Origin of the sequence: Stenotrophomonas sp. G106K1 (genome assembly GCF_037969685.1) — a bacterium.
GTDB lineage: Bacteria > Pseudomonadota > Gammaproteobacteria > Xanthomonadales > Xanthomonadaceae > Stenotrophomonas > Stenotrophomonas lactitubi.
This window is the reverse complement of the sequence record NZ_JBBPFR010000013.1, coordinates 106680-127135: the sequence shown is the minus strand read 5'-3', so window position 1 is coordinate 127135 and position 20456 is coordinate 106680. Positions and strand designations below refer to the sequence as shown.

General features: G+C 66.1%; 16 protein-coding genes and 1 pseudogene. 8 read left to right on the top strand and 9 right to left on the bottom strand.

All coding sequences use genetic code 11. The features are described from left to right. Positions 1-98: 98 nt before the first annotated feature. Positions 99-956, bottom strand: coding sequence for a methyltransferase (locus WKB25_RS13170; RefSeq protein ID WP_340571133.1), 858 nt, complete (start codon positions 954-956; stop codon positions 99-101). A 169-nt stretch (positions 957-1125) separates the two neighbouring features. Between WKB25_RS13170 and WKB25_RS13165 the strand changes: the two genes are divergently transcribed. Continuing rightward, positions 1126-2082 (top strand): aldo/keto reductase, encoded by a 957-nt coding sequence (locus WKB25_RS13165; RefSeq protein WP_340571132.1) that lies wholly within the window; start codon positions 1126-1128, stop codon positions 2080-2082. Between the two features lie 66 nt (positions 2083-2148). Here WKB25_RS13165 and WKB25_RS13160 read toward each other — a convergent pair whose 3' ends face one another. Together WKB25_RS13160 and WKB25_RS13155 are read right to left on the bottom strand one after the other, a co-directional pair. Continuing rightward, positions 2149-3054 (bottom strand): NAD(P)/FAD-dependent oxidoreductase, encoded by a 906-nt coding sequence (locus tag WKB25_RS13160; protein WP_340571131.1) that lies wholly within the window; start codon positions 3052-3054, stop codon positions 2149-2151. After that, entirely contained in the window at positions 3044-3499 is a 456-nt protein-coding gene (locus WKB25_RS13155; protein ID WP_025877596.1) for an Rrf2 family transcriptional regulator, read from the bottom strand. Before WKB25_RS13155 ends, WKB25_RS13160 begins: the two co-directional genes overlap by 11 nt. 183 nt (positions 3500-3682) lie before the next feature. Here WKB25_RS13155 and WKB25_RS13150 point away from each other — a divergent pair, with 183 nt between their 5' ends. After that, positions 3683-5803, top strand: a complete 2121-nt coding sequence (locus WKB25_RS13150; protein WP_340571130.1) for a methyl-accepting chemotaxis protein — start codon at positions 3683-3685, stop codon at positions 5801-5803. Between the two features lie 91 nt (positions 5804-5894). Here WKB25_RS13150 and WKB25_RS13145 read toward each other — a convergent pair whose 3' ends face one another. Beyond that, a complete protein-coding gene (locus WKB25_RS13145; protein WP_340571129.1) occupies positions 5895-6797 on the bottom strand; it encodes a LysR family transcriptional regulator in 903 nt (300 codons plus the stop codon). A 105-nt stretch (positions 6798-6902) separates the two neighbouring features. Here WKB25_RS13145 and WKB25_RS13140 point away from each other — a divergent pair, with 105 nt between their 5' ends. Further along, a complete protein-coding gene (locus WKB25_RS13140) occupies positions 6903-8117 on the top strand; it encodes an MFS transporter (RefSeq protein WP_340571128.1) in 1215 nt (404 codons plus the stop codon). Positions 8118-8202: 85 nt separating this feature from the next. Continuing rightward, a complete protein-coding gene (dkgB, locus tag WKB25_RS13135) occupies positions 8203-9012 on the top strand; it encodes a 2,5-didehydrogluconate reductase DkgB (RefSeq protein WP_340571127.1) in 810 nt (269 codons plus the stop codon). 156 nt (positions 9013-9168) lie between these two features. Here the strand turns inward: dkgB and WKB25_RS13130 are convergent, their stop codons facing one another. Then, positions 9169-10923, bottom strand: coding sequence for an ATP-binding protein (locus tag WKB25_RS13130; protein ID WP_340571126.1), 1755 nt, complete (start codon positions 10921-10923; stop codon positions 9169-9171). Between the two features lies 1 nt (position 10924). Continuing rightward, positions 10925-11329, bottom strand: coding sequence for a hypothetical protein (locus tag WKB25_RS13125; RefSeq protein WP_340571125.1), 405 nt, complete (start codon positions 11327-11329; stop codon positions 10925-10927). A gap of 309 nt (positions 11330-11638) precedes the next feature. Here WKB25_RS13125 and WKB25_RS13120 point away from each other — a divergent pair. Then, a pseudogene (locus tag WKB25_RS13120) lies at positions 11639-12301 on the top strand (YdcF family protein); the annotation flags it as partial. 76 nt (positions 12302-12377) lie between these two features. Here WKB25_RS13120 and WKB25_RS13115 read toward each other — a convergent pair. Then, positions 12378-13079 carry an alpha/beta hydrolase gene (locus tag WKB25_RS13115; RefSeq protein WP_134833256.1) on the bottom strand — a complete coding sequence of 234 codons (702 nt, stop codon included), beginning with the start codon at positions 13077-13079 and terminating at the stop codon, positions 12378-12380. A gap of 94 nt (positions 13080-13173) precedes the next feature. Between WKB25_RS13115 and WKB25_RS13110 the strand changes: the two genes are divergently transcribed. Together WKB25_RS13110 and WKB25_RS13105 are read left to right on the top strand one after the other, a co-directional pair. Further along, a complete protein-coding gene (locus WKB25_RS13110) occupies positions 13174-13539 on the top strand; it encodes a hypothetical protein (protein WP_033832515.1) in 366 nt (121 codons plus the stop codon). Positions 13540-13598: 59 nt separating this feature from the next. Further along, positions 13599-13979, top strand: a complete 381-nt coding sequence (locus tag WKB25_RS13105; protein ID WP_025877607.1) for a YbjQ family protein — start codon at positions 13599-13601, stop codon at positions 13977-13979. A 42-nt stretch (positions 13980-14021) separates the two neighbouring features. Here the strand turns inward: WKB25_RS13105 and WKB25_RS13100 are convergent, their stop codons facing one another. Together WKB25_RS13100 and mgtE are read right to left on the bottom strand one after the other, a co-directional pair. Then, the gene (locus WKB25_RS13100; protein ID WP_340571123.1) at positions 14022-16748 is read right to left on the bottom strand and encodes a bifunctional acetate--CoA ligase family protein/GNAT family N-acetyltransferase; all 2727 of its coding nucleotides are present in this window, start codon (positions 16746-16748) and stop codon (positions 14022-14024) included. Positions 16749-16921: 173 nt separating this feature from the next. Next, the gene (mgtE, locus tag WKB25_RS13095) at positions 16922-18292 is read right to left on the bottom strand and encodes a magnesium transporter (protein WP_340571122.1); all 1371 of its coding nucleotides are present in this window, start codon (positions 18290-18292) and stop codon (positions 16922-16924) included. A 342-nt stretch (positions 18293-18634) separates the two neighbouring features. Between mgtE and WKB25_RS13090 the strand changes: the two genes are divergently transcribed. Beyond that, complete coding sequence (locus WKB25_RS13090) at positions 18635-20413, top strand: monovalent cation:proton antiporter-2 (CPA2) family protein (protein WP_340571121.1); 1779 nt, start codon at positions 18635-18637, stop codon at positions 20411-20413. Positions 20414-20456 lie beyond the last annotated feature (43 nt).

The window sequence follows — 20456 nt, the reverse complement described above, 5'->3', positions numbered from 1 at the left end:
CTCGGCTGCTGTTGCGTTCCGTCGCGCTGTGCGCGATGAGCCGAGCATGGGCTCGGCTCTACAGTGGGGAATCCGCGCTGGCAGTACGACGTGCCGGCTTACGGCTTGACGAAACGCAGGGTCATGCGGTCGCTCTCACCGATGGCCTGGTATTTGGCGTCGTCCGCCTTGTCATGCTGGTTGGTCGGCGGCAGGGTCCAGACGCCATTCGGATGGTCCTTGGTATCGCGCGGGTTGGCATTGACCTCGGTACGCGCATCCAGCTTGAAACCGGCAGCCTCGGCCATCGCGATCACCTGCTGCTGGCCCACATAGCCGGTGTCGTCAGCGTCGGCCACGTCGGCCTTGGCGCGGTGCTCGACCACGCCGAGCACGCCGCCCGGCTTGAGCACGTTGAAGAAGCCCTGGAACATGCCCTGCGCCTGGCCGGCCTTGCGCCAGTTGTGCACGTTGCGGAACGTCAGCACCACATCGGCCGAGTTGGCCGCACCGAACACCGGCTTGGCCGGGTCGTAGGCGACCACGGCGGCCTTGTCGAACTGTGCCGGTGCGGCGGCGTACTTCTTTTCCAGGCTGTCGCGGCTGCGCTGCTGGTAGTCGCGGCCGCGGCCTTCCGCCACGGCCTGCGGATCGACCACCGCGGCGATGTACTGGCCCTTGTCACGCAGCAGCGGCGCCAGGATTTCCGAGTACCAGCCATTGCCGGGCGTGATCTCGATGACGGTCTTTGCCGGCGCCACGCCGAAGAAGCCCAGCGTCTGCGCAGGATGACGGAAACCGTCGCGCTTGACGTTGGCCGGATCGCGGGTCGAGGCCTTCACCGCCGCATCGATCGCCGGCGACACCTGGATCTTTGCCGGTGCGACCGTGGCCGGCGCGGCGAATGCGGGAACGGCAACCAGCAGCGCCGAAGCAAGCAGCAGGCGGCAACCACGCAGGGATGAGGCAGCAATCATCGGGGCGACTCCAGTGGAAGATGCGGCGAGACTAGCAGCCGCTGCGCCGCAGGTGTTCACAAAACGTTAGCCGCGTGCACGGTGCGGAACACAGTTTTGTGGTCAGCGCCGCAGCGCGGTCACACATCGCGTTCTATCCTGAAGGACTTCCCCCAAGGAGTCCGTGCCCATGACGGCAATCCGCGAACTGGGCCGTTCCGGCCTGCATGTAGCTCCGCTCGCCTTCGGTGGCAACGTATTCGGCTGGAGCGCCGATGAGAAGGCCAGTTTTGCCCTGCTGGATGCCTTCGTCGATGCCGGCTTCAACCTGGTCGACACCGCCGATGTGTACTCGGCGTGGGTGCCGGGCAACCAGGGTGGCGAGTCGGAGACACTGCTCGGCAAGTGGTTCGCGCGCAGCGGCAAGCGCGACAAGGTGGTGCTGGCGACCAAGGTAGCCAAATGGGCAGAGCGGCCCGGCCTCACCCCGGACAACATCAATGCGGCCGTCGAAGATTCGCTGCGTCGGCTGCAGACCGATGTGATCGATCTGTACCAGGCCCACGAGGACGATGAATCCACGCCGCTGGAAGCCACCCTGGCTGCGTTTGGTCGCTTGATCGAGGCCGGCAAGGTGCGTGCGATCGGTGCGTCCAACTACAGCGCCACGCGCCTGGCCGAAGCGCTGAAGGTGTCCACCGACTACAAGCTTCCCCGTTACGAAACCCTGCAGCCGGAGTACAACCTGTACGACCGCGCTGGCTACGAGAAGGAACTGGAACCGCTGGTGCAGCGCGAGCAGATCGGCGTGATCAATTACTACGCTCTGGCCAGTGGCTTCCTCAGTGGCAAGTACCGCACGCCTGACGATGCCGGCAAGAGCAGCGCGCGTGGCGCCACCGTGGTCAAGCGTTATCTGAACCCGCGCGGCCTGCGCATCCTGCAGGCGCTGGATGATGTGGCCGGCAAGCACAACGCCACTGCCGCGCAGATCGCGCTGGCCTGGCAGATCGCACGGCCGTCGATCACTGCACCGATCGTCAGCGCCACCAGCGTGGAACAGCTGCACGACCTGCTGGCGGCGGCGAGCGTGGCGTTGAGCGTGCAGGACGTGGCGCAGCTGGATGCGGCCAGCGTGGAAGGTTGAGGAAGGACGGTGCCGGCCAACGTCGGCACCGTTCAGTAGATCCACGTCACGCGTGGATGCAGCAGCTCAACGCGGCAGGCTGTCTTCGCCGACCAGCGCGTGGTGCACGCCGATACCCGCGCGCACGCCTTCGGCCATGGCCAGGGTGATGTTGCCGACCGTGGTCGCATCACCTGCCGCATGGATGTTCGGCACCGAGGTCTGTTTCATCAAGTCCACCTCGATCAGCACGCCCAGCGGACTCTCCACCAACGCGCAGCCCAGTTGCTGCACCAGCGGCGTGGCCATCGCCTGGCCGGCAGGCACGAACAGCGCACGCTGGGCGATGCGGCGGCCATCGGCCAGCTCGACCTCCAGCCAGGTGGGCTGATCGCCCTGCACGCCGACCACCGGCGTGGTTTCGATCTGCACACCGCGCTGCTGCATGGCGGCCAGTTCCTCGTCGCTGATCGGCAGGCCCTGGCTGAAGAAGGTGACGTTGCCCCAATCGGCGAACAACGGCGCCTTGCCGGCCGACATCGGATGGCCGCCGAGCAGACCGATCGAACCGCCACCCACTTCATAACCATGGCAGTACGGGCAGTGCAGCACGGTGCTGCCCCAGCGCTCGGCCAGGCCGGGCAGATCGGGCAGCTGGTCGGCGATACCGGTGGCCAGCAGCAGCTTGCGCGCGGTCAGTATCTGGCCGTCGGCGGTATGCACCTCCACACCATCGGCGCTGGCCGTGGCCCGCACGGCTTCGGCATTCAGCCAGCGCACGGTCGGGTAGTCCAGCAGTTGCTGGCGTGCGTTCTTCAGCAACTCGGCGCCACTGATGCCGTCCATGCCCAGCACGCCGTGCGAATGGCTGGCGAAGCGGTTTCGCGGCGAACCCGCGTCGATGATGGTGACCGGCCGGCGCGCACGCGCCAGGATCAGTGCGGCGGCGATGCCGGCGTAGCTGCCGCCGACGATGAGGACATCAGGATTCATGGTGACCTTCCAGGGAACGGTGATGGGCAAGATGGCGGGCGAAGTCGGCGCCAAGCTGGTCGAGGGTAGTTGCCTGCAGCCGCTGCTCGAGCAGGCGCTGCGCTTCGCGGGCGCTCTCCAGCAGGGCCTGGTTGACCAGCTGCTGGATCGGGCAGCCGCCCCTGCCTTCGCGGGTACCGACCTGGACCATCGGCGGCGCGCCGATGGCCTGGTAGACGTCGTGCAGGGTAATCGTGGCCGCATCGCGGGCGAGCTGGCTGCCGCCACCGTGGCCGCGCGTGCTGCGTACCAGGCCGGCCTTGTGCATCTGCGCCAGCAGGCGGCGGATCACCACCGGATGGGTCGGCAGGCAGGTGGCCAGCTGTTCGGAGGTTCGCGGCCCGTGCTGGCCGACCAGATGAGCCATCACATGCAGGGCGTCGGAAAGCGGGTTCGCGGATTTCATGTAACAACAATAGTTACATTTAAACCGACTGTCGAGGGTCTTCTTTCGTTCCATATGGACACATTTGTCCTATTAAACAGATCCTTCACATCACTAAACAGAACAGGAATGTGACAGATATCGCACTTCAGAGACCTCAAGGATGGTCGATACCGCATCGCACCCCTTCCGAGATCTCGTCCCATGAAAGCCTCTTCCCATGCGCCGCGGCTGCAGTCGAAGCTGCTCGGTGCCGTTTCTGTTGGTCTGGCCGTTGTCCTGGTATGCGCCCTGGCGGGCCTGGCGTCTGCCTGGTTGAAGCTGTCCACCGAAGTCCCTCCGGAGGTCGCCCACAGCCGCGACGCCGAGCGCCTGCAACGCGAGTTCCGCGGGCAGGTACAGGAATGGAAGAACGTGCTGCTGCGCGGCCACGATGATGCGTTGCGCCAGCACCACCTGCAGGCCTTCGACAACGAAGGCCGCGTCGTTGCCGAACTGGCCACGGGCCTGGCCGCCAGCCCCGATGCGCGCACGCGCGAACTGGCGCAGGCGTTCTCCGGACTGCACGCACAGTTGCAGCAGGACTACCACGCCGCACTGCAGGCCTTCGCTGACGCCAGCTACGACCCTTCGGTGGGCGATTCACTGGTGCGTGGCAAGGACCGTCCGGTGGCCAGTGCACTGGATGCCTTGAGCATGCGTGCCACCGAGGTGGCCGAGGCTGCAGTGACGGCGCGTTCGCAGGATTCCCGGCAGGTGCTGGCGGCGTGCGCCGCGCTGACCATCGGCGCCGCCGTGCTGCTGCTGATCGCCCTTGGCTGGTGGCTGCGGCGCGCCGTGGTGCAGCCGGTGCTGGCGGTGGAAGCGGCCGCGCGTGCGGTCGCCGCCGGCGACCTCGACCACGTGGTGCAGGTGCGCAGCCGCGACGAGATCGGTCGCCTGGCACAGGCGATGCAGGCCGTGCAGAGCACCCTGCGTGGCGTGCTTGATGCGCAGACCGCGATGGCCAGGGCACACGACGCCGGCACGATCAGCCACCGCATGGACAGCAGCGCCTTCCCCGGCGCCTACGGCATGATGGTGGCTGACACCAATACCCTGGTCGATGCGCACATCCAGGTGAAAATGCGCGCGATCACGATCATGGGCCGCTATGCAGTGGGCGATCTCAGCCTGGACATGGAGCGCCTGCCCGGCGAGAAGGCCGTGATCACCCAGGCGCTGGATGCGGTCAAATCCAACCTGGGCGCGATCAACGGCGAAATCCGCCGCTTGGCCGAAGCTGCGGCAGCAGGTGATTTCAGCCAGCGCGGCGACAGTGAGCGCTTCGAGCATGATTTCCGCGCGATGGTCGATGGCCTGAACCGCTTGATGCAGACCACCGAACAGAACCTCGGCGAGGTCTCGACCATGCTGCGTGCCATTGCCGATGGTCGCCTGGGTGCGCGTATGGACGGCGACTTCCAGGGCGTGTTCGCACGCATTGCGGGGGATGCCAACGCCACCGCCGCACAGCTGGCGACGATCGTCAGCGACATCAAGCACGCCTCCGGCAGCATCCACACCGCCGCCGCCGAGATTGCCGCCGGCAACAACGACCTGTCGCGCCGCACCGAACAACAGGCGGCGAACCTGGAAGAAACCGCCGCGTCGATGGAGGAACTGACCTCCACCGTGCGCCAGAACGCCGAGCATGCGCGGCAGGCCAACCAGCTGGCGATCGGTGCGCACAGCGTTGCCTCGCACGGCGGTGAAGTGGTCGGCCAGGTCGTGGCGACGATGGATGCGATCGAAGGCTCCTCGCGGCAGATCGCCGACATCATCAGCGTGATCGACGGCATCGCATTCCAGACCAATATCCTGGCGTTGAATGCGGCGGTGGAAGCGGCGCGTGCCGGTGAGCAGGGCCGCGGGTTCGCAGTGGTCGCCAGTGAAGTGCGTACGCTGGCGCAGCGCTCGGCGGCGGCAGCCAAGGAAATCAAGTCGCTGATCGAGGCGTCGGTGGAACAGGTTGGCCAGGGTGCGCAGCGCGTGCGCCAGGCCGGCGACACCATGGCCGAGATCGTCGCGTCGGTGCAGCGCGTGACCGACATCATGGCCGAGATCTCCGCTGCTTCGCAGGAGCAGTCGGCCGGCATCGAGCAGGTCAGCCAGACCATCATCCAGATGGACGGCACCACCCAGCAGAATGCCGCGCTGGTGGAAGAAGCCAGCGCCGCGGCACGCAGCCTGGAACAGCAGGCTGATCGCCTGATCGAAGCGGTGGATGTGTTTGATCTGTCGACCACGGCGGCGGCCAAGCACGCGCAGGCGCGCGCGGCCTGATCCTTTGCAGGCCGCCGAGCATGGGCTCGGCTCTACACCGGGCCGTCGATCGTTCCGGGCGCTGTAGAGCCGAGCCTACGCTCGGCTCACATCAGCGCAGGTAATCCGATGCGGCCATCGCGTCGCCCAGGTAATCCAGGAACGAGCTGATCCGTGCCGATACGGCCGTGTTGCGGTAGTACACCGCGTGGATCGGCTGGTACACATCCAGCGTCTGTGCAGCCAGCACCGGCACCAGCGTGCCGGCCGCACGATCGCGTTCGGTCACGAAGTCGGACAGGCAGGTGATGCCCACGCCTTCCACCGCCAGCGTGCGCAGCGTCTCGCCGCTGGATACCGCGATATCCGGGCGTACCAAAAGCTGCCCGTCGGCATCGCCCGGCAGCGGCCAGCGATTCAGCGATTCCGGTTCGTTGAAGCTGAGCAGCGTGTGCTGCCCCAGCGCCGCCACGCTGGTCGGCTCCCCGTGCGCGGCCAGATAGCCCGGGCTGGCCAGCACCTGCAGCCGGCAGCGTCCCAACGGCCGTGCATGCAGGGTGGAATCAGCCAGCGGGCCGATGCGGATCGCCAGGTCGGTACGCCGTTCCAGCAGGTCGATGTAGCGCTCTGAACTGTTCAACTCCAGCTGCACCTCCGGATAGCGCGCGCGGTAGCCGGCCACCAACGGCGCGATCACGTGCAGCACGAACGGCATCGCCGCATCCACCCGCAGCCGGCCAGCCGGGCGCTCGCGGCGCGCGGCCATCTGTTCCTCGGCCGATTCCACGGCATCGATGATCGCGCGCGCATGACGCAGGTAGGCCTCGCCTTCGGCGGTCAGGTGCAGGCGACGGGTGGTGCGGGTCAGCAGGGTGGTGCCCAGCTTGTCCTCCAGCCGGCCCAGCGCGCGGCTCACGCCCGAAGGCGTCTGCCCCAGCTGCTCGGCGGCGGCGCTGATCGAACCGCTGTCGATCACCGCCAGGAAGGCCTGCATTTCGTCGAGGGTGGTTTTCATGACGCCATTATTGACCACCAGGCAAGAGTGATTGGCGTGAAGACTGGTTTTTCGGCAAAGGTCGGCCGCGCACACTGCGCCCCTTCCTTCGCTCTGGACACTGTCATGATCCGTGGCATTCCGCTCGCCCTGCTGGCGCTGACCCTCGGTGCCTTCGCCATCGGCACCACCGAGTTCGTCATCGTCGGCCTGATCCCGACCATCGCCGCCGACCTGCAGGTCAGCCTGCCGTCGGCCGGCCTGCTGGTCTCCCTGTATGCGCTCGGCGTGGCCGTCGGCGCACCGGTGCTGACCGCACTCACCGGCCGTGTGCCGCGCAAGACCCTGCTGGTCGCGCTGATGGTGCTGTTCACCCTCGGCAACGTCATCGCATGGATGGCACCGGGTTACACCTCGCTGATCGTCGCCCGCATCCTCACTGGCCTGGCCCACGGGGTGTTCTTCTCCATCGGCTCGATCATCGCCACCGCCGTGGTGCCGAAGGAGAAGGCCGCCAGTGCCATCGCCATCATGTTCACCGGCCTGACCGTGGCCCTGGTGACCGGCGTACCGCTGGGTACCTTCATCGGCCAGCACCTGGGCTGGCGCGCTACATTCCTGGCCGTGGCCGGGCTGGGCGTGATCGCGCTGCTGGGCGCCCTGCTGTTCGTACCGCGCGGCCTGGCGCAGAGCGCGCCGGCCACCTTCCGCCAGCAGCTGGGCGTGCTTGCGCAGCCGCGCTTGCTGATGGTCTACGCCATCACCGCACTCGGCTACGGCGGTACCTTCCTGTCCTTCACCTACCTGACGCCGATCCTGCAGGACGTTACCGGCTTCTCGGCCAACGCGGTCAGCCTGGTGCTGCTGGTGTATGGCGTGTCGGTGGCGATCGGCAACCTGTGGGGCGGCCGCATGGCCGACCGCATGGGCCCGGTGCCCGCGCTGAAGCGCATCTTCGCGCTGCTGGCCGTGGTGCTGCTGGTGATGACCTTCACCGCCCACAACACCTGGTTGATGCTGCTGACCGTACTGGCATTGGGCGCGGTGGCATTCGGCAACGTGCCCGGCCTGCAGGTGTATGTGGTCAAGCAGGCACAGCGCTACGCACCGCAGGCCACCGACGTGGCCTCGGGCCTGAACATCGCCGCGTTCAACATCGGCATCGCGCTGGGTGCATCGCTGGGCGGCCTGGTGGTCGAACACATCGGCCTGATGCACACGCCGTGGCTGGGTGCGCTGGTGGTGGTCGGTGCGTTCGCACTGACGGCACTCAGCGGCCGCCTGGACCGTCGCGACGGCATCGACGATCGCGCCGAGGGCATTGCGGTGAGCGCGCACTGATGCATGCAATGCACCGTTGCCGGCATGCACACGGCCCCTGCCCTACCCTTTGCGATCACCTCCTTCCCCCGCTTTGGAGTTCTCCATGACTGTCCCCGCTTTCGGCCTCGGCACCTTCCGCCTGAAAGACCAGACCGTGATCGACTCGGTGCGCAACGCGCTGGACGTCGGCTACCGCGCCATCGACACCGCGCAGATCTACGGCAACGAAGCCGAGGTCGGCCAGGCCATCGCCGAGTCCGGCGTACCGCGTGACGAGATCTACCTGACCACCAAGGTGTGGATCACCGAGTTCAAGCACGATGCGCTGCTGGCCAGCCTGCGCACCAGCCTGGAAAAGCTGCGCACCGACCACGTCGACCTGGCATTGATCCACTGGCCGTCACCGAACGACAAGGTCGACACGCCGATGGAGGAATACCTGCCTGCCCTGGCTGAGGCCAAGGCACAGGGGCTGACCCGGGAGATCGGTATCTCCAACTTCACCATCGCCCAGACCCGCAAGGCGATCGAGATCCTCGGCGCCGATGCCATCGCCACCAACCAGATCGAGATCCACCCCTACCTGCAGAACCGCCTGCTGGTGAAGTTCCTGCAGGACAACGGGATCCGCGTCACTGCCTACATGAGCCTGGCCTACGGCGAGGTGATCAAGGACCCAGTAATCCAGGCCATCGCCGGCCGTCATCAGGCCAGCCCGGCACAGATCGCGCTGGCATGGGCGCTGCAGCAGGATTACGCGATCATTCCGTCATCGACCAAGCGCGAGAACCTGGCCAGCAACCTGGAAGCCGCCGCGATCCGCCTGACCGAAGACGACATGGCGCAGATCGCCAAGCTGGACCGTGGCCACCGCCTGGCCAATCCGGAAGGCATCGCACCGGCTTGGGATTGATCCCCCCCCGGGGACGGACGCCTGCTGTGGTAGACGCCGACCTTGGTCGGCGCTGACCTCTGGTCGACCGATGAAACAACGTGCCGACCAAGGTCGGCACCTGCCAGAGCCACCGCACCGGGGTCGGAACGGGTAGGGCCTTGCGCACGCGTGGCCCTACACCGTTGCACCGGAACCACCGCGTCCTGCAACATCGCGCAACCTATCCAGGACCTCCTGGATGTCCAGTGGCTTGCACAGAAAGCCGGCCGCACCCAGCGCACGCGCCCTCTCGATCACCTGTACCCGGGTATCTGCGCTCATCACCAGAACGGGGGGCGACTCAGGGTCCCTGACCAGTACCTCCAGTACATCCCATCCGCTGCAGCCAGGCATATGCAGATCAAGCAGAACGACGTCGGGCGCCAGTGCCTTGATGATGGCCTGCGCATCGTGACCATCATGGCGGCAGCTGAGGCGATGGCCGGCACACTGCAGCAGGCGCCGCACCACGTCGCGGTTGGTCTCCACGTCCTCGAACAGCAGGCAGTGCAGCGGACGAACCAACGCCGCGTGCGACTGGAAGAGCTGTTCCAGGGAAGGAAGCGGATCAGCCTCATCGGCCGCGGCCACAGTGAAGGACCACACGAATGAGGCGCCCCCGGCGTCGCTGCGGCCTACGTTGATCGTTCCGCCCATGGCATCAGAGATCAGCCGAACGATGTACAGCCCGAGCCCGACCCCCTGCTCGCAGCGCGCTTCGCCCTGGCTGACCTGCACGAAGGGCGAGAAAATCATCTCTCTCTGCGCATCATCGATACCCGTCCCGGAGTCGCAGACCGAGATCCGCACCAGCCAGTCCTCTGCCGATCGAACGGCGCCAACCGAGACCTTCGCCTCGCCCGCCATGGGGCTGAACTTGATGGCATTGCAGAGAAGATTGGTCACCACCTGTTCGATGCGACCGCCATCCGCCAGCATCCATACGTCCGGCCTCCCTGCGTCCACCTGCAGAACCACGCCTTTGTCGGCAGCCGCAGGCATACAGCTGGCCTGCGCCGCCTCGATGATGGAAAACAGCGAACAAGGATGTGGCCGCAGCTGCAGCTTGCCACCATCAATGCTGGCAACGTCGAGGACATCATCGATGCGATGCCTGAGCGCCTGTGCCTGCCTGGCAACCGTGGCCAGTGCATGTCGCTGGGCAGCACTTGCCGTATCGACTTCCAGAAGCTGGATACCGCTGATGATCGCATTGAGCGGTGTGCGAAGCTCATGGCTCATTGTGCCGACGAATCGCCCCTGCGCCTCGCGCGATGCAATGGCACGCAACGCGATTTCGCGCATTGCAGCCACCAGTGACGCCACGACCAGCGGCAACAGGATGGTCAGTGCCAGCGCATAGGCCAGATAGGCGGGCCGCGAAAACCAGTAGCCTTCGGGTGCTGCCCACAGCAAAGCCAATGCCGTTACCGCGATTGCCGGCGCCATGGCCTTGCGTCCGTAAGCCACCGTCGCAGCAATGACGAGGAACGGCAGGATTGCATTGAGCGCCATCAACAGGATGAAGGCCGAGTGCACCTGGATGGCCACCATGACCAGACTGAGCAGAAGACCCGCCGCGTCGTACCACGTACGGCGACGCTGCGAGCAGAGATTTATAAAGAGAGCCCAAGCCACAGACACTGCCAGAAGTACGATGGCGACCGGCAACACGCGCGCGGCCTCATCGGCCAGAACCCGCTGCGGGCCATCCAGCCAGAGCCAGCACCACAGCACCGCAAGCGCCTGCAACAGCACCCGGAACCCACTGGCGCGCGGCTCCTGCAGGCACGACAGCAACATAGCCAGGCGGTGCATCTCTAACGCACGCGCGGCATGCAGCAGCGCTGCTGGGGACGAGGTGTGCAAAGACGTGTGCGGACCATGCATGTCAGCGTCCCCTGGTCAGTGATTGACCCGTCGTTCGCCGCGGCAGGCGCTGTGCCGAGATCGCCAGTGCGCAGCCGCGCAGACGCACGGTGCCGATGACTTCACCGGAGCGGAGAGCGTCAGCCAGGCCTTCGCAGGCATCGGCAATCCTGCGGCTGCCCAGCGCCGAAGTTACGCTTTTCAATGCATGCACGCGCGAGAGTTCCTGTTCCAGACAACCAGAGGATTCATTCTCCGCAGCGTTCACCCAACGCGAGATCGCTTCGTCCAGGGCGGCGGTGAATGATGAGAGCTGGTCTGGCGCAGCCACTGCAATCAGGCTGAGCATAGATCGCTCGCCGAGCTCAGGACCGTCTGCAGGGTACTGCCGCGACTGTGCCCCTTGCGTTGTGTTCAAGCGCCGCATTGCGTTCCTCCGCCTGTCGCATTCAACATCTGAAGAGATGCTTATCCGCGTTTCGCAACGCTCGACCAGAGGCCTGAAGCGACAGCGTGCGAGACATACGGACTACTGCATCCGTTGATGGATCTGCAGGAACAGCTGCGGAAACGTGCTACCGAGAAGAAGCCCGACAGCAACCGCGAGCAGGATGGCGCCCACGATGGCAGCACATCTGACCGGGAGTGACATTCGCTTCAGATCCATGGCATCCAGCATGGAAGCGCCCATCGCGCAACGCCATCGGAATCCATTCAAATTGTCCTGAGGTTCGTCATGCTGGCCTTGACACTTTTCCTGCTGCTTTTGTGCGCTGTTCTTGTCCGAAAGCAACACGTACGCAGCGCCGCCGCGCTGGCCTTGGCGCCGCTGGCGATCCTGGCCAGCGCGAGCCCGCCCATCACGCAATGGCTGCTGGACCTGGCACAGGACGCACCTTCAAGCATTGCACCGGCGCCGCATCCACGCACGGCCATTGTCGTGCTGGGCGCTGGCATCGATCAGGATGCTCACAGCTCTAGGCCAAGCCTGGCTGGCAATAGCCGGTTGATGGCCGCAGCGCAACGCTACCTCGCCTGCGAGCGCAACGGCGAAACCTGCGCGGTGCTGGTCAGTGGAGGTGCCACGACGCCGGACAACGCCACGGAAGCCGACGTCTACGCGCGTGAACTGATTGCGCTGGGCGTGCCTGCGGGCCACATTGTCCGCGAGCAGGCCAGCGTGAACACCTGGCAGAACGCCAGGAACAGCAGCCGAATCATCCAGCACGACAGTCTCCGGGTGGTGCTGGTGACTTCAGGCCTGCATCTCAAGCGCAGCCTGATCTACTTCCGGCACTTCGGTGTCGTGGCCGAGGGCCTGCCCAGTGATCGCCTCCGCGCCGCAGCAGGATGGCTTCCCTCCGCATACAACCTGCTGCTGATCGAAGTGATGGTGCACGAATACATCGGCGTGCTGCGCTACCGCGTTTACAACGGCATGGGGTGGAACGAGGAATCCATCAGGCAGGACAGTGTCACACCTGCAACAACCATCCGCGCATTGCCGCACTCACCTCGTCCGGCTTCTCCATCGGTGCCAGGTGCCCGCAATCGGGCACCACCACCAGCTGCGAATGCGGCACCAGCGCGTGCATCTCCTCGCTCACCGCCAACGGCGTGATGCGGTCGTTCGCTCCACAGACGATCAGCAGCGGATCGCGGTAGCCGGCCAGCACATCGTGGCCATCACTGCGCTCCAGCGCGCTCTGGCGCAGGAACACCTCCGCACCCAGCCGTGCGGTCATGTCACGCACGCGCTGCACCAGCACGTAGTCGTCCAGCCGCGAGGCGTCGATATAGCTGCGCATCAGCGCGTCACCAAAGCCGTGGAATTTGCCGGGTAGGCGCACGCTGGCGCGCTGGCTGCGGCGCTGTTCGGCACGTTCCGGGGAGTCGGCATGGATCGAGGTGTCGATCAGGGCCAGCTGCAGCACCCGCTCCGGCGCGGTGCGCAGGATCTGCTGGGCGACGAAGCCGCCCAGTGAGAAGCCGGCCAGCGCAAACCGCTCCGGCGCCTGCGCCAGTACCTCCTCGGCAACGGCCTGCAGGGTCTCACCGTGTGTCTGGTCGCCCACGGTGCAGTCGGCGATATCGGCCAGGTCGGCCAGCTGCGCGCGCCAGAGTTCGGCGTCGTTGAGCAGGCCCGGGAGGAGGAGCAGGGGAATACGGTCGGTCATGGCGGTATTGTGGTGCTGCGCGGTGATTGCGGCCAGCCACGAGCTGACCCTGTGTTTTGCGCGACCAGGTACTTGCTCCGCCGGGAGGACAACAATGCTGTACTGCGCACACGCCATCTTCTATTACCTGTACGAGGGCCAAGCATCATTCCCGGTCCACGAGAATCTGTATCTGATCAATGCACCTGACCCAGCCACGGCGATGCAGAAGTCTGCGTCGCTCGCCCGTGAGTATGAGCAGCGAGGCGATGACAGTCGGCTGGAGATCAGCGGCGTGCGCGCCGAGTATTGCTTCGCAGGCGTCCGCAAGCTGATTGAGGTTGCGCAGGATGACGCTGCTCCTCTGATGCTTCCTGGATCTGGAATCGAAGTGACCTATTCTATATTTGAGGTGGAGCAACTTGCCGATGTGATGCGGCTTGCCGAGGGCGGCAGGGTGCAGGTCGTCTATCAGGAATAGCACTTACTCAATCTTCTTGCAGCGCTTCCTTCTCCTCTTCGACAGTAGACCAGACACCCATGGCCGACCCCTACAACAGCGGTACCCCGACCACGTCCGCAGCGCGCTTCGAGGATTCGATGGTGACCACCGCCTTCGAGCTGCCCGGCTACCGCATCGCGCGCAACCTGGGCGTGGTGCGCGGCATCACCGTGCGCTCGCGCTCGATCGTCGGCAACTTTCTCGGCGGTATCCAGACGATCTTCGGCGGCAACATCACCATCTACACCGAGCTGTGCGAGCAGGCGCGCGAGGAAACCTACCGCGACATGGTCAAGCATGCGCGGCAGCTGGGTGCCAACGCGGTCATCGGCATGCGCTACGACGCCACCGATGTGATGACCGGGCTGACCGAAGTGCTGTGCTATGGCACGGCGGTGGTGGTCGAGCCGCTAAGGTGAATCCGATGTTGCGCCGGGCATGGCCCGGCGCTACCGTCATGATCACGACACCGGTGGGACGTCGGGGACCTCGACCTGCTGCACCGGCAACGTCACCATCATCACCGTCGGATCGTCCGGGTCCAGCCGGGTCTTGAAGCCCAGGCTCTGGCACATCGCCAGCATGGTGCTGTTCTCGCGCAGCACCTGGCCTTCCACCACGTCCAGGCCCAGCCACTTGGCGTACTCGATCATGATCGCCATCAGGCGCCAGCCGATGCCGTGGCCCTTCAGGTCCGAGCGGATCAGGATGCCGTACTCGCCGCGGTGATAATCCGCATCGGCATGCAGCCGGACCGCACCGAGCATCTCGCCGGTGCGCGGCTCAATGGCCACCAATGCGATCGAGCGCGCGTAGTCCAGCTGCGTCAGTCGGGCGATGAACTCGTGGCTGAAGTGCTTGACCGACTGGAAGAAGCGCAGGCGCAGATCCTCATCGCTGACGCGGGCGAAGAACGCGCGGAACAACGCGTCATCCTCCGGCCGCACCGGGCGTACGAAGGCGCGACCGCCGTCGGACAGTTCGATGGTGCGCTCCCATTCCTTCGGATACGGGAAGACGGCGAAACGCGGATGGCCACGCCCTTTGTGCAGGATGCGCGACGGCGCGACCGCCACGCGCGCGTCCAGCGCCAGGATGCCCTTGCTGTCGACCAGCAACGGGTTGATGTCCAGCGTGCGTACTTCGGGAATATCCGCTGCCAGCTGTGCCAGCTTTACCAGCGCCAGCGCCAGTGCGCGCTCGTCGGCCGCTGGCACATCGCCGTAGGCCTTGAGGATGCGCGAGGCGCGGGTCTGGCCAATCAGCTCGTGGGCCAAGCGCAGGTCCAGCGGCGGCAGCGCCAACGCCTTGTCATTGATCACTTCCACCGCCGTGCCACCACGACCGACCACGATCACCGGGCCGAACGTGGCGTCGTCGGCGATGCCGACGATGAGCTCGCGCGCCTTCGGCCGGACGATGGTCGGCTGCACCAGCAGGCCGTCGATACGCGCATCCGGTCGCAGCTGTCGCGCACGGGCAAGGATCGCCTTGGCCGCGCTCTGCACTGCCGGCAACGTCGCCAGGTTCAGGCGCACGCCATCCACTTCGGATTTGTGCGGAATATCGGGCGACAGGATCTTCAGCGCGACGGTTGCGCCTCGCTCCAGCAACGGTTGCGCCAGGTCCATCGCCTCGTGCGCATCACGTGCGTGCATCACCGGTGCAGAGGGAATGCCGTAGGCCTTCAGCAGTTCATGGGTGGCCAGCGGATCCAGCCAGCCTTGACCGTTGGCCAGCGCGGCCTCGACCAGCGCACGTGCACGCACGGTGTCCACGCTGAAGTCCTGCGGCAGGCTGGGTGGCGTTTCCATCAACGCGTTCTGTGCTTCGCGGTAACGCACCAGATGCTGGAAACCGCGCACGGCCTCGGCTTCGGTGGGATAGGTCGGCACGCGTGCCGCATTGAGGGTGGCGGTGGCCTGGTCGTCGTTGCCCAGCCACACCGCGAATACTGGCTTGTCACGGTGATGCCGCGGGCGCAGGCCGAGCGTGCGGGTCAGCGCCTGCGCGGCATCGGCCGAGGAGGTGAACGCCGTGGGCACGTTGACCACCAGTACCGCATCGTTTTCGTTGTCGGCCAGCAGCGCTTCGATGGCCGTGGCATAGCGATCACCATCGGCATCGACCACGATGTCGACCGGGTTGCTGCGCGACCAGCCCTGCGGCAGTACCGCATCGAGCTTCTGCACGGTGCTGTCGGACAGTTGCGCCAGCGTGCCGTGCAGGGCGATCAGCTGGTCCACCGCCAGGTGGCCGACACCGCCGCCGTTGCTGAGGATGGCCAGGCGACGCCCGGGGAAGGTGCCCAGGCGGCCCAGCGATTCGGCCGCGGTGAACAGTTCGTCCAGCGCGCTCACCCGCAGCAGGCCGGCACGGTTGAATGCCGCGCCGTAGACATCATCGGCGCGCGCCAGGGCCTGCACGTGGGTATCGGCGCTGCCCGGATGCACCCGTTCGGCGCGCCCGGACTTCACCACCACCACCGGCTTGGCACGCGCCGCGGCACGTGCGGCCGACATGAACTTGCGGGCGTCCTTGATCTGTTCGACGTAAAGCAGGATGGCGCGGGTGCGGTAGTCGGTGGCGAAATAGTCCAGCAGGTCGCCGAAGTCCACGTCCATGGTGTCGCCCAGCGAGACCACGGCGGAGAACCCCACCGAGCGCGCCACGCCCCATTCCACCAGGGCGGCGGCGATCGCCGAGGATTCGGAGATCAGCGCGAGGTCGCCGGCCTGCGGGAAATGCGCGGCGATGCTGGCATTGAGCCGTGCATGGGGAGCGATCACGCCCAGGCAGTGCGGGCCGAGGATGCGCAGGCCATGCGCGCGCGCGGCAGCCTCCACCTGTGCCCACGGCGAACCCGGGCCTTCACCCAGATGCGCGGTGAGGATGATCGCGGCCTGCACGCCACGTTCGGCGGCGGTGCGTACCACCTGCGGCACGATCGCCGCCGGCGCGGTGATCACCACCAGTTCCGGCACCCAGTCCAGGTCCTTCAACCGCTTTACCGTGCGGATGCCATCGATCTCGGCGTGGCGCGGGTTGATCCATGCCACCTTGCCGGGGAAGCCGGTGCCACGCAGGTTGCGCATCACTGCGCGGCCAGCCGAGCGCTCACGCGGGCTGCCGCCGATCACCGCGACCGACTGCGGACGGAACACGGACTGCAGGTGGTAGGTACTCATGTGCCTACGTTACACGGACCGGTGCTGCGGCGGCATGATCGTGCGCAGGAACCTGGCATCGCATCCACGCATGGCGTGGATCTACTACGCCGGCCAGGACCAGTAGATCCACGCCATACGTGGATGAAGCACCCCCTACAGTAGATCCACGCCATGCGTGGATGAAGCCCCCGCTACAGCAGGGTGCCGCGCAGGATCATCGCAGCGATGCTGAAGTAGATGACCAGGCCGGTCACATCCACCAGGGTGGCGACGAACGGGGCCGAGGCACTGGCCGGATCGAAGCCCAGCCGCTTGAGGATGAACGGCAGCATCGACCCGGACAGCGAACCGAAGGTGACGATGCCCACCAGCGCGGCACCGATGGTGATCGCCAGCAGGATCCAGTGCTCGCCGTAGTCATGGAATCCACCAAGCTGCCAGATCACGATGCGGATGATGGCCAGGCAGCCGAGGATGGCGCCCAGCACCATGCCGGTGGGCACTTCGCGCAGGGCGACCTTCCACCAGTCGCGCAGGCGCAGCTCGCGCAGGGCCAGGCTGCGGATCAGCAGCGAAGTGGCCTGCGAACCGGAGTTGCCACCCGAGCTCATGATCAATGGAATGAACAGGGTCAGCACCACCGCGCGCGCCAGTTCGTCCTCGTAGTGCTGCATCGCGCTGGCGGTCAGCATCTCGCCAACGAACAGCACGCTCAGCCAGCCGGCGCGCTTGCGCAGCATCTCGAAGAAGCCGATCTGCATGTACGGCTTGTCCAGCGCTTCCATGCCGCCGAACTTGTGCGCGTCTTCGGTGGACTCTTCGATCAGTGCGTCGAGGATGTCATCGACGGTGACGATGCCGAGCATGTGCTGCTGCGCGTCCACCACCGGAATCGCCAGCAGATCGTGGCGGCGGATCAGTCGCGCCACGTCTTCCTGGTCCATCTGCGCATCCACCATCACCGGCGGATTGACCTGGGCCACGTCCAGGATCGATTCCTCCGGCAGGCCGGTGATCAGCCGGCGCATGGTCACCACCTGCTGCAGCTGCTGGTTGCCCGGGTCGAGGACGTAGATCGCATACACGGTCTCGCGCGTGCGCTCGACCTGGCGGATGTGCTGCAGGGTCTGGGCCACGGTCCAGGTGGCGGGCACGGCGACAAACTCGGTGGTCATCAGCGCACCGGCGGTGTTCGGCGGGTAGCTCAGCAGCTTCTGGATGGTCTGCCGGGCTTCGTTGCCCAGCAGCGGAATCAACCGCGCGCGTTCTTCTTCATCCAGCTCGTGGACGATGTCGGTGGCACGGTCGTCAGCCATCAACCCCAGCAGCGCGGCGGCGCGTGCCGGCGGCAGCGCGGCAACCAGTTCGCCACTGCGGTGCAGCTCCGGCGCCTCCAGCATCTTCACTGCACGCGGCAACGACAGCGCAGCCAGCGTCTCGGCGGCGCGCTCCAGTTCGAGCGTGTTGAGGAATTCCACCGCGTCGGCGGTGTTGTAGTTCGCCAGCGGTGCCGACAATGCTGCGGCATCGGCCACCGGACGCAGCAATTGCTTCTGGTTCATGGTGATTCGCCTTCATGGGGTGCGACATCGCGCAACGCCAACGCAGGCAAACCGTCCCGATGTCAGGCGGTGGCCATCGCTGGCGTCGACCGAGGTCGACTTCTACTGTCGCTGGACATGGGTTGGGGACTCTGGAGGGGTGTACTGACGGACATGCCGGCAGCGGCGGGCAGTCTGGACCGGCGACCGGTGCAGGTCAACCCGCCGCCGGTGACCGGGCAAGGGACCCGCTGCCGTTCTCGTGCGTACACAGCCGCGCGCGCATAATGGCCAGGTGGCATCCGCCGCGCCTCCCCCCGCCGAACGGACGCACAGCCGGCCTTCCGATGACCAGGTATTCCCATGCATAGCGGTGGTCTGGAACTGGCACTGGTGCTGCTGCTGGCCGCGGTGATCGCGGTGCCGGTGTTCAAGAAGTTCGGCTTCGGCGCGGTGCTGGGCTACCTGGCGGCGGGCGTGGTGCTGGGGCCGGATGGCCTCGGCTTCGTGCAGGATGCCGACCGCATCCTCGGCGCGGCCGAGATCGGCGTGGTGATGCTGCTGTTCGTGATCGGGCTGGAGCTGTCCCCTGCCCGGCTGAAGGTGATGCGGCGCTCGGTGTTCGGTGCGGGTGCGGCGCAGGTGGCGCTGTCCGGGCTGGTACTGGGCGGCCTGCTGCTGCTCGATCACTTCCAGTGGAAGAGCGCGCTGGTGGTGGGCGTGGCGCTGGCGCTGTCGTCGACCGCGGTCGGCCTGCAACTGCTGTCCGAGCACAAGGCGATCAACAGCGAGCACGGTCGGCTGGGGTTTGCCATCCTGCTGTTCCAGGACCTGATCGCCATTCCGCTGCTGGCTGCGATTCCGCTGCTGGGCGGGGTCAAGAACGAGACGCTGCGCTGGGAAGATGCGGCCGTCGCGCTGGGCGCGCTGGCCGTGGTGATCCTGTGCGGGCGGCCGGTGCTGCGCCGGGTGTTCGGCATCATCGCCCGCACCCGAAGCCCGGAGGTGTTCACCGCCACCGCGCTGCTGGTCGTGCTGGGCACCGCCTGGTTCATGCAGGAAGCCGGCCTGAGCCCCAGCCTGGGAGCGTTCCTGGCCGGCGTGCTGCTGTCCGATTCGGAATTCCGGCACGAACTGGAATCGCAGATCGAGCCGTTCAAGGGCTTGCTTCTGGGCCTGTTCTTCATCGCCGTAGGCATGGGCATCGACCTGGACCGCATCGCCGCCGAACCGTGGATGATCGCCGCAGGTGTGGCGATCCTGCTGGTGGTGAAGTTCAGCCTGCTGTACGCCATCGGCCGCATCGCCAAGCTCAGTTCCCGGCAGTCGCTGCTGCTGGGCAGCGTGTTGTGGCTGGGCGGCGAATTCGCGTTCGTGGTGTTCAACGAAGCGCAGCGCGCGCACCTGCTGGGTAATGCCAACCATGACCGGCTGGTGGCGATCGTCGGTCTGTCGATGGCCATCACGCCCTTGCTGATGATCGCCCTGCTGCGCCTGCTCGGCCAAGAGAAGGCCGCGCCACGGCAGGCCGCGGAGGCCGATAAAGTGGCGCCGGACAATCGCCCGAAGGTGCTGATTGCCGGCATGGGCCGCTTCGGCCAGGTGATCGCGCGCCTGCTGACCGCGCAGAAGGTGCCATTCGTGGCGCTGGAAGCGAACCCGGACACGGTGGCCGACCTGCGCCGTTTCGGCAACCAGCTGTACTACGGCGACCCGACCCGGCCGGAGATGCTGCGCGCCGCCGGTGGCGAGCACATCGACGTGTTCGTGATCACCGTGGACGACCCGGAGACCAACCTGCGCGCGGTGCGCATGGTGCGTCGCCTGTACCCGGACGCGACAGTGCTGGCACGTGCACGCAACCGCCAGCATGCCTGGCGGTTGATGGACATGTCGGCCGAGCCGTTCCGCGAAGTGTTCGGTACCAGCCTGGAAATGAGCGGCCGCGTGCTGACCGCGCTGGGCGTGGCCCCGAACGTGGCCGAGCGCCATGTGCAGCAGTTCCGCGAACACGACGAGAAGCTGCTGCGCGACCAGTACCTGGTGTACGACGATGAGGCGGCGGTGATCCAGACCTCGCGCGATGCCCGCAACGACCTGATGCACCTGTTCGAAGCGGACGCGGAAAGCGACGACAAGTAGATCCACGCCATGCGTGGATGTTTTTGTTTCCGTGCGCGGCGAT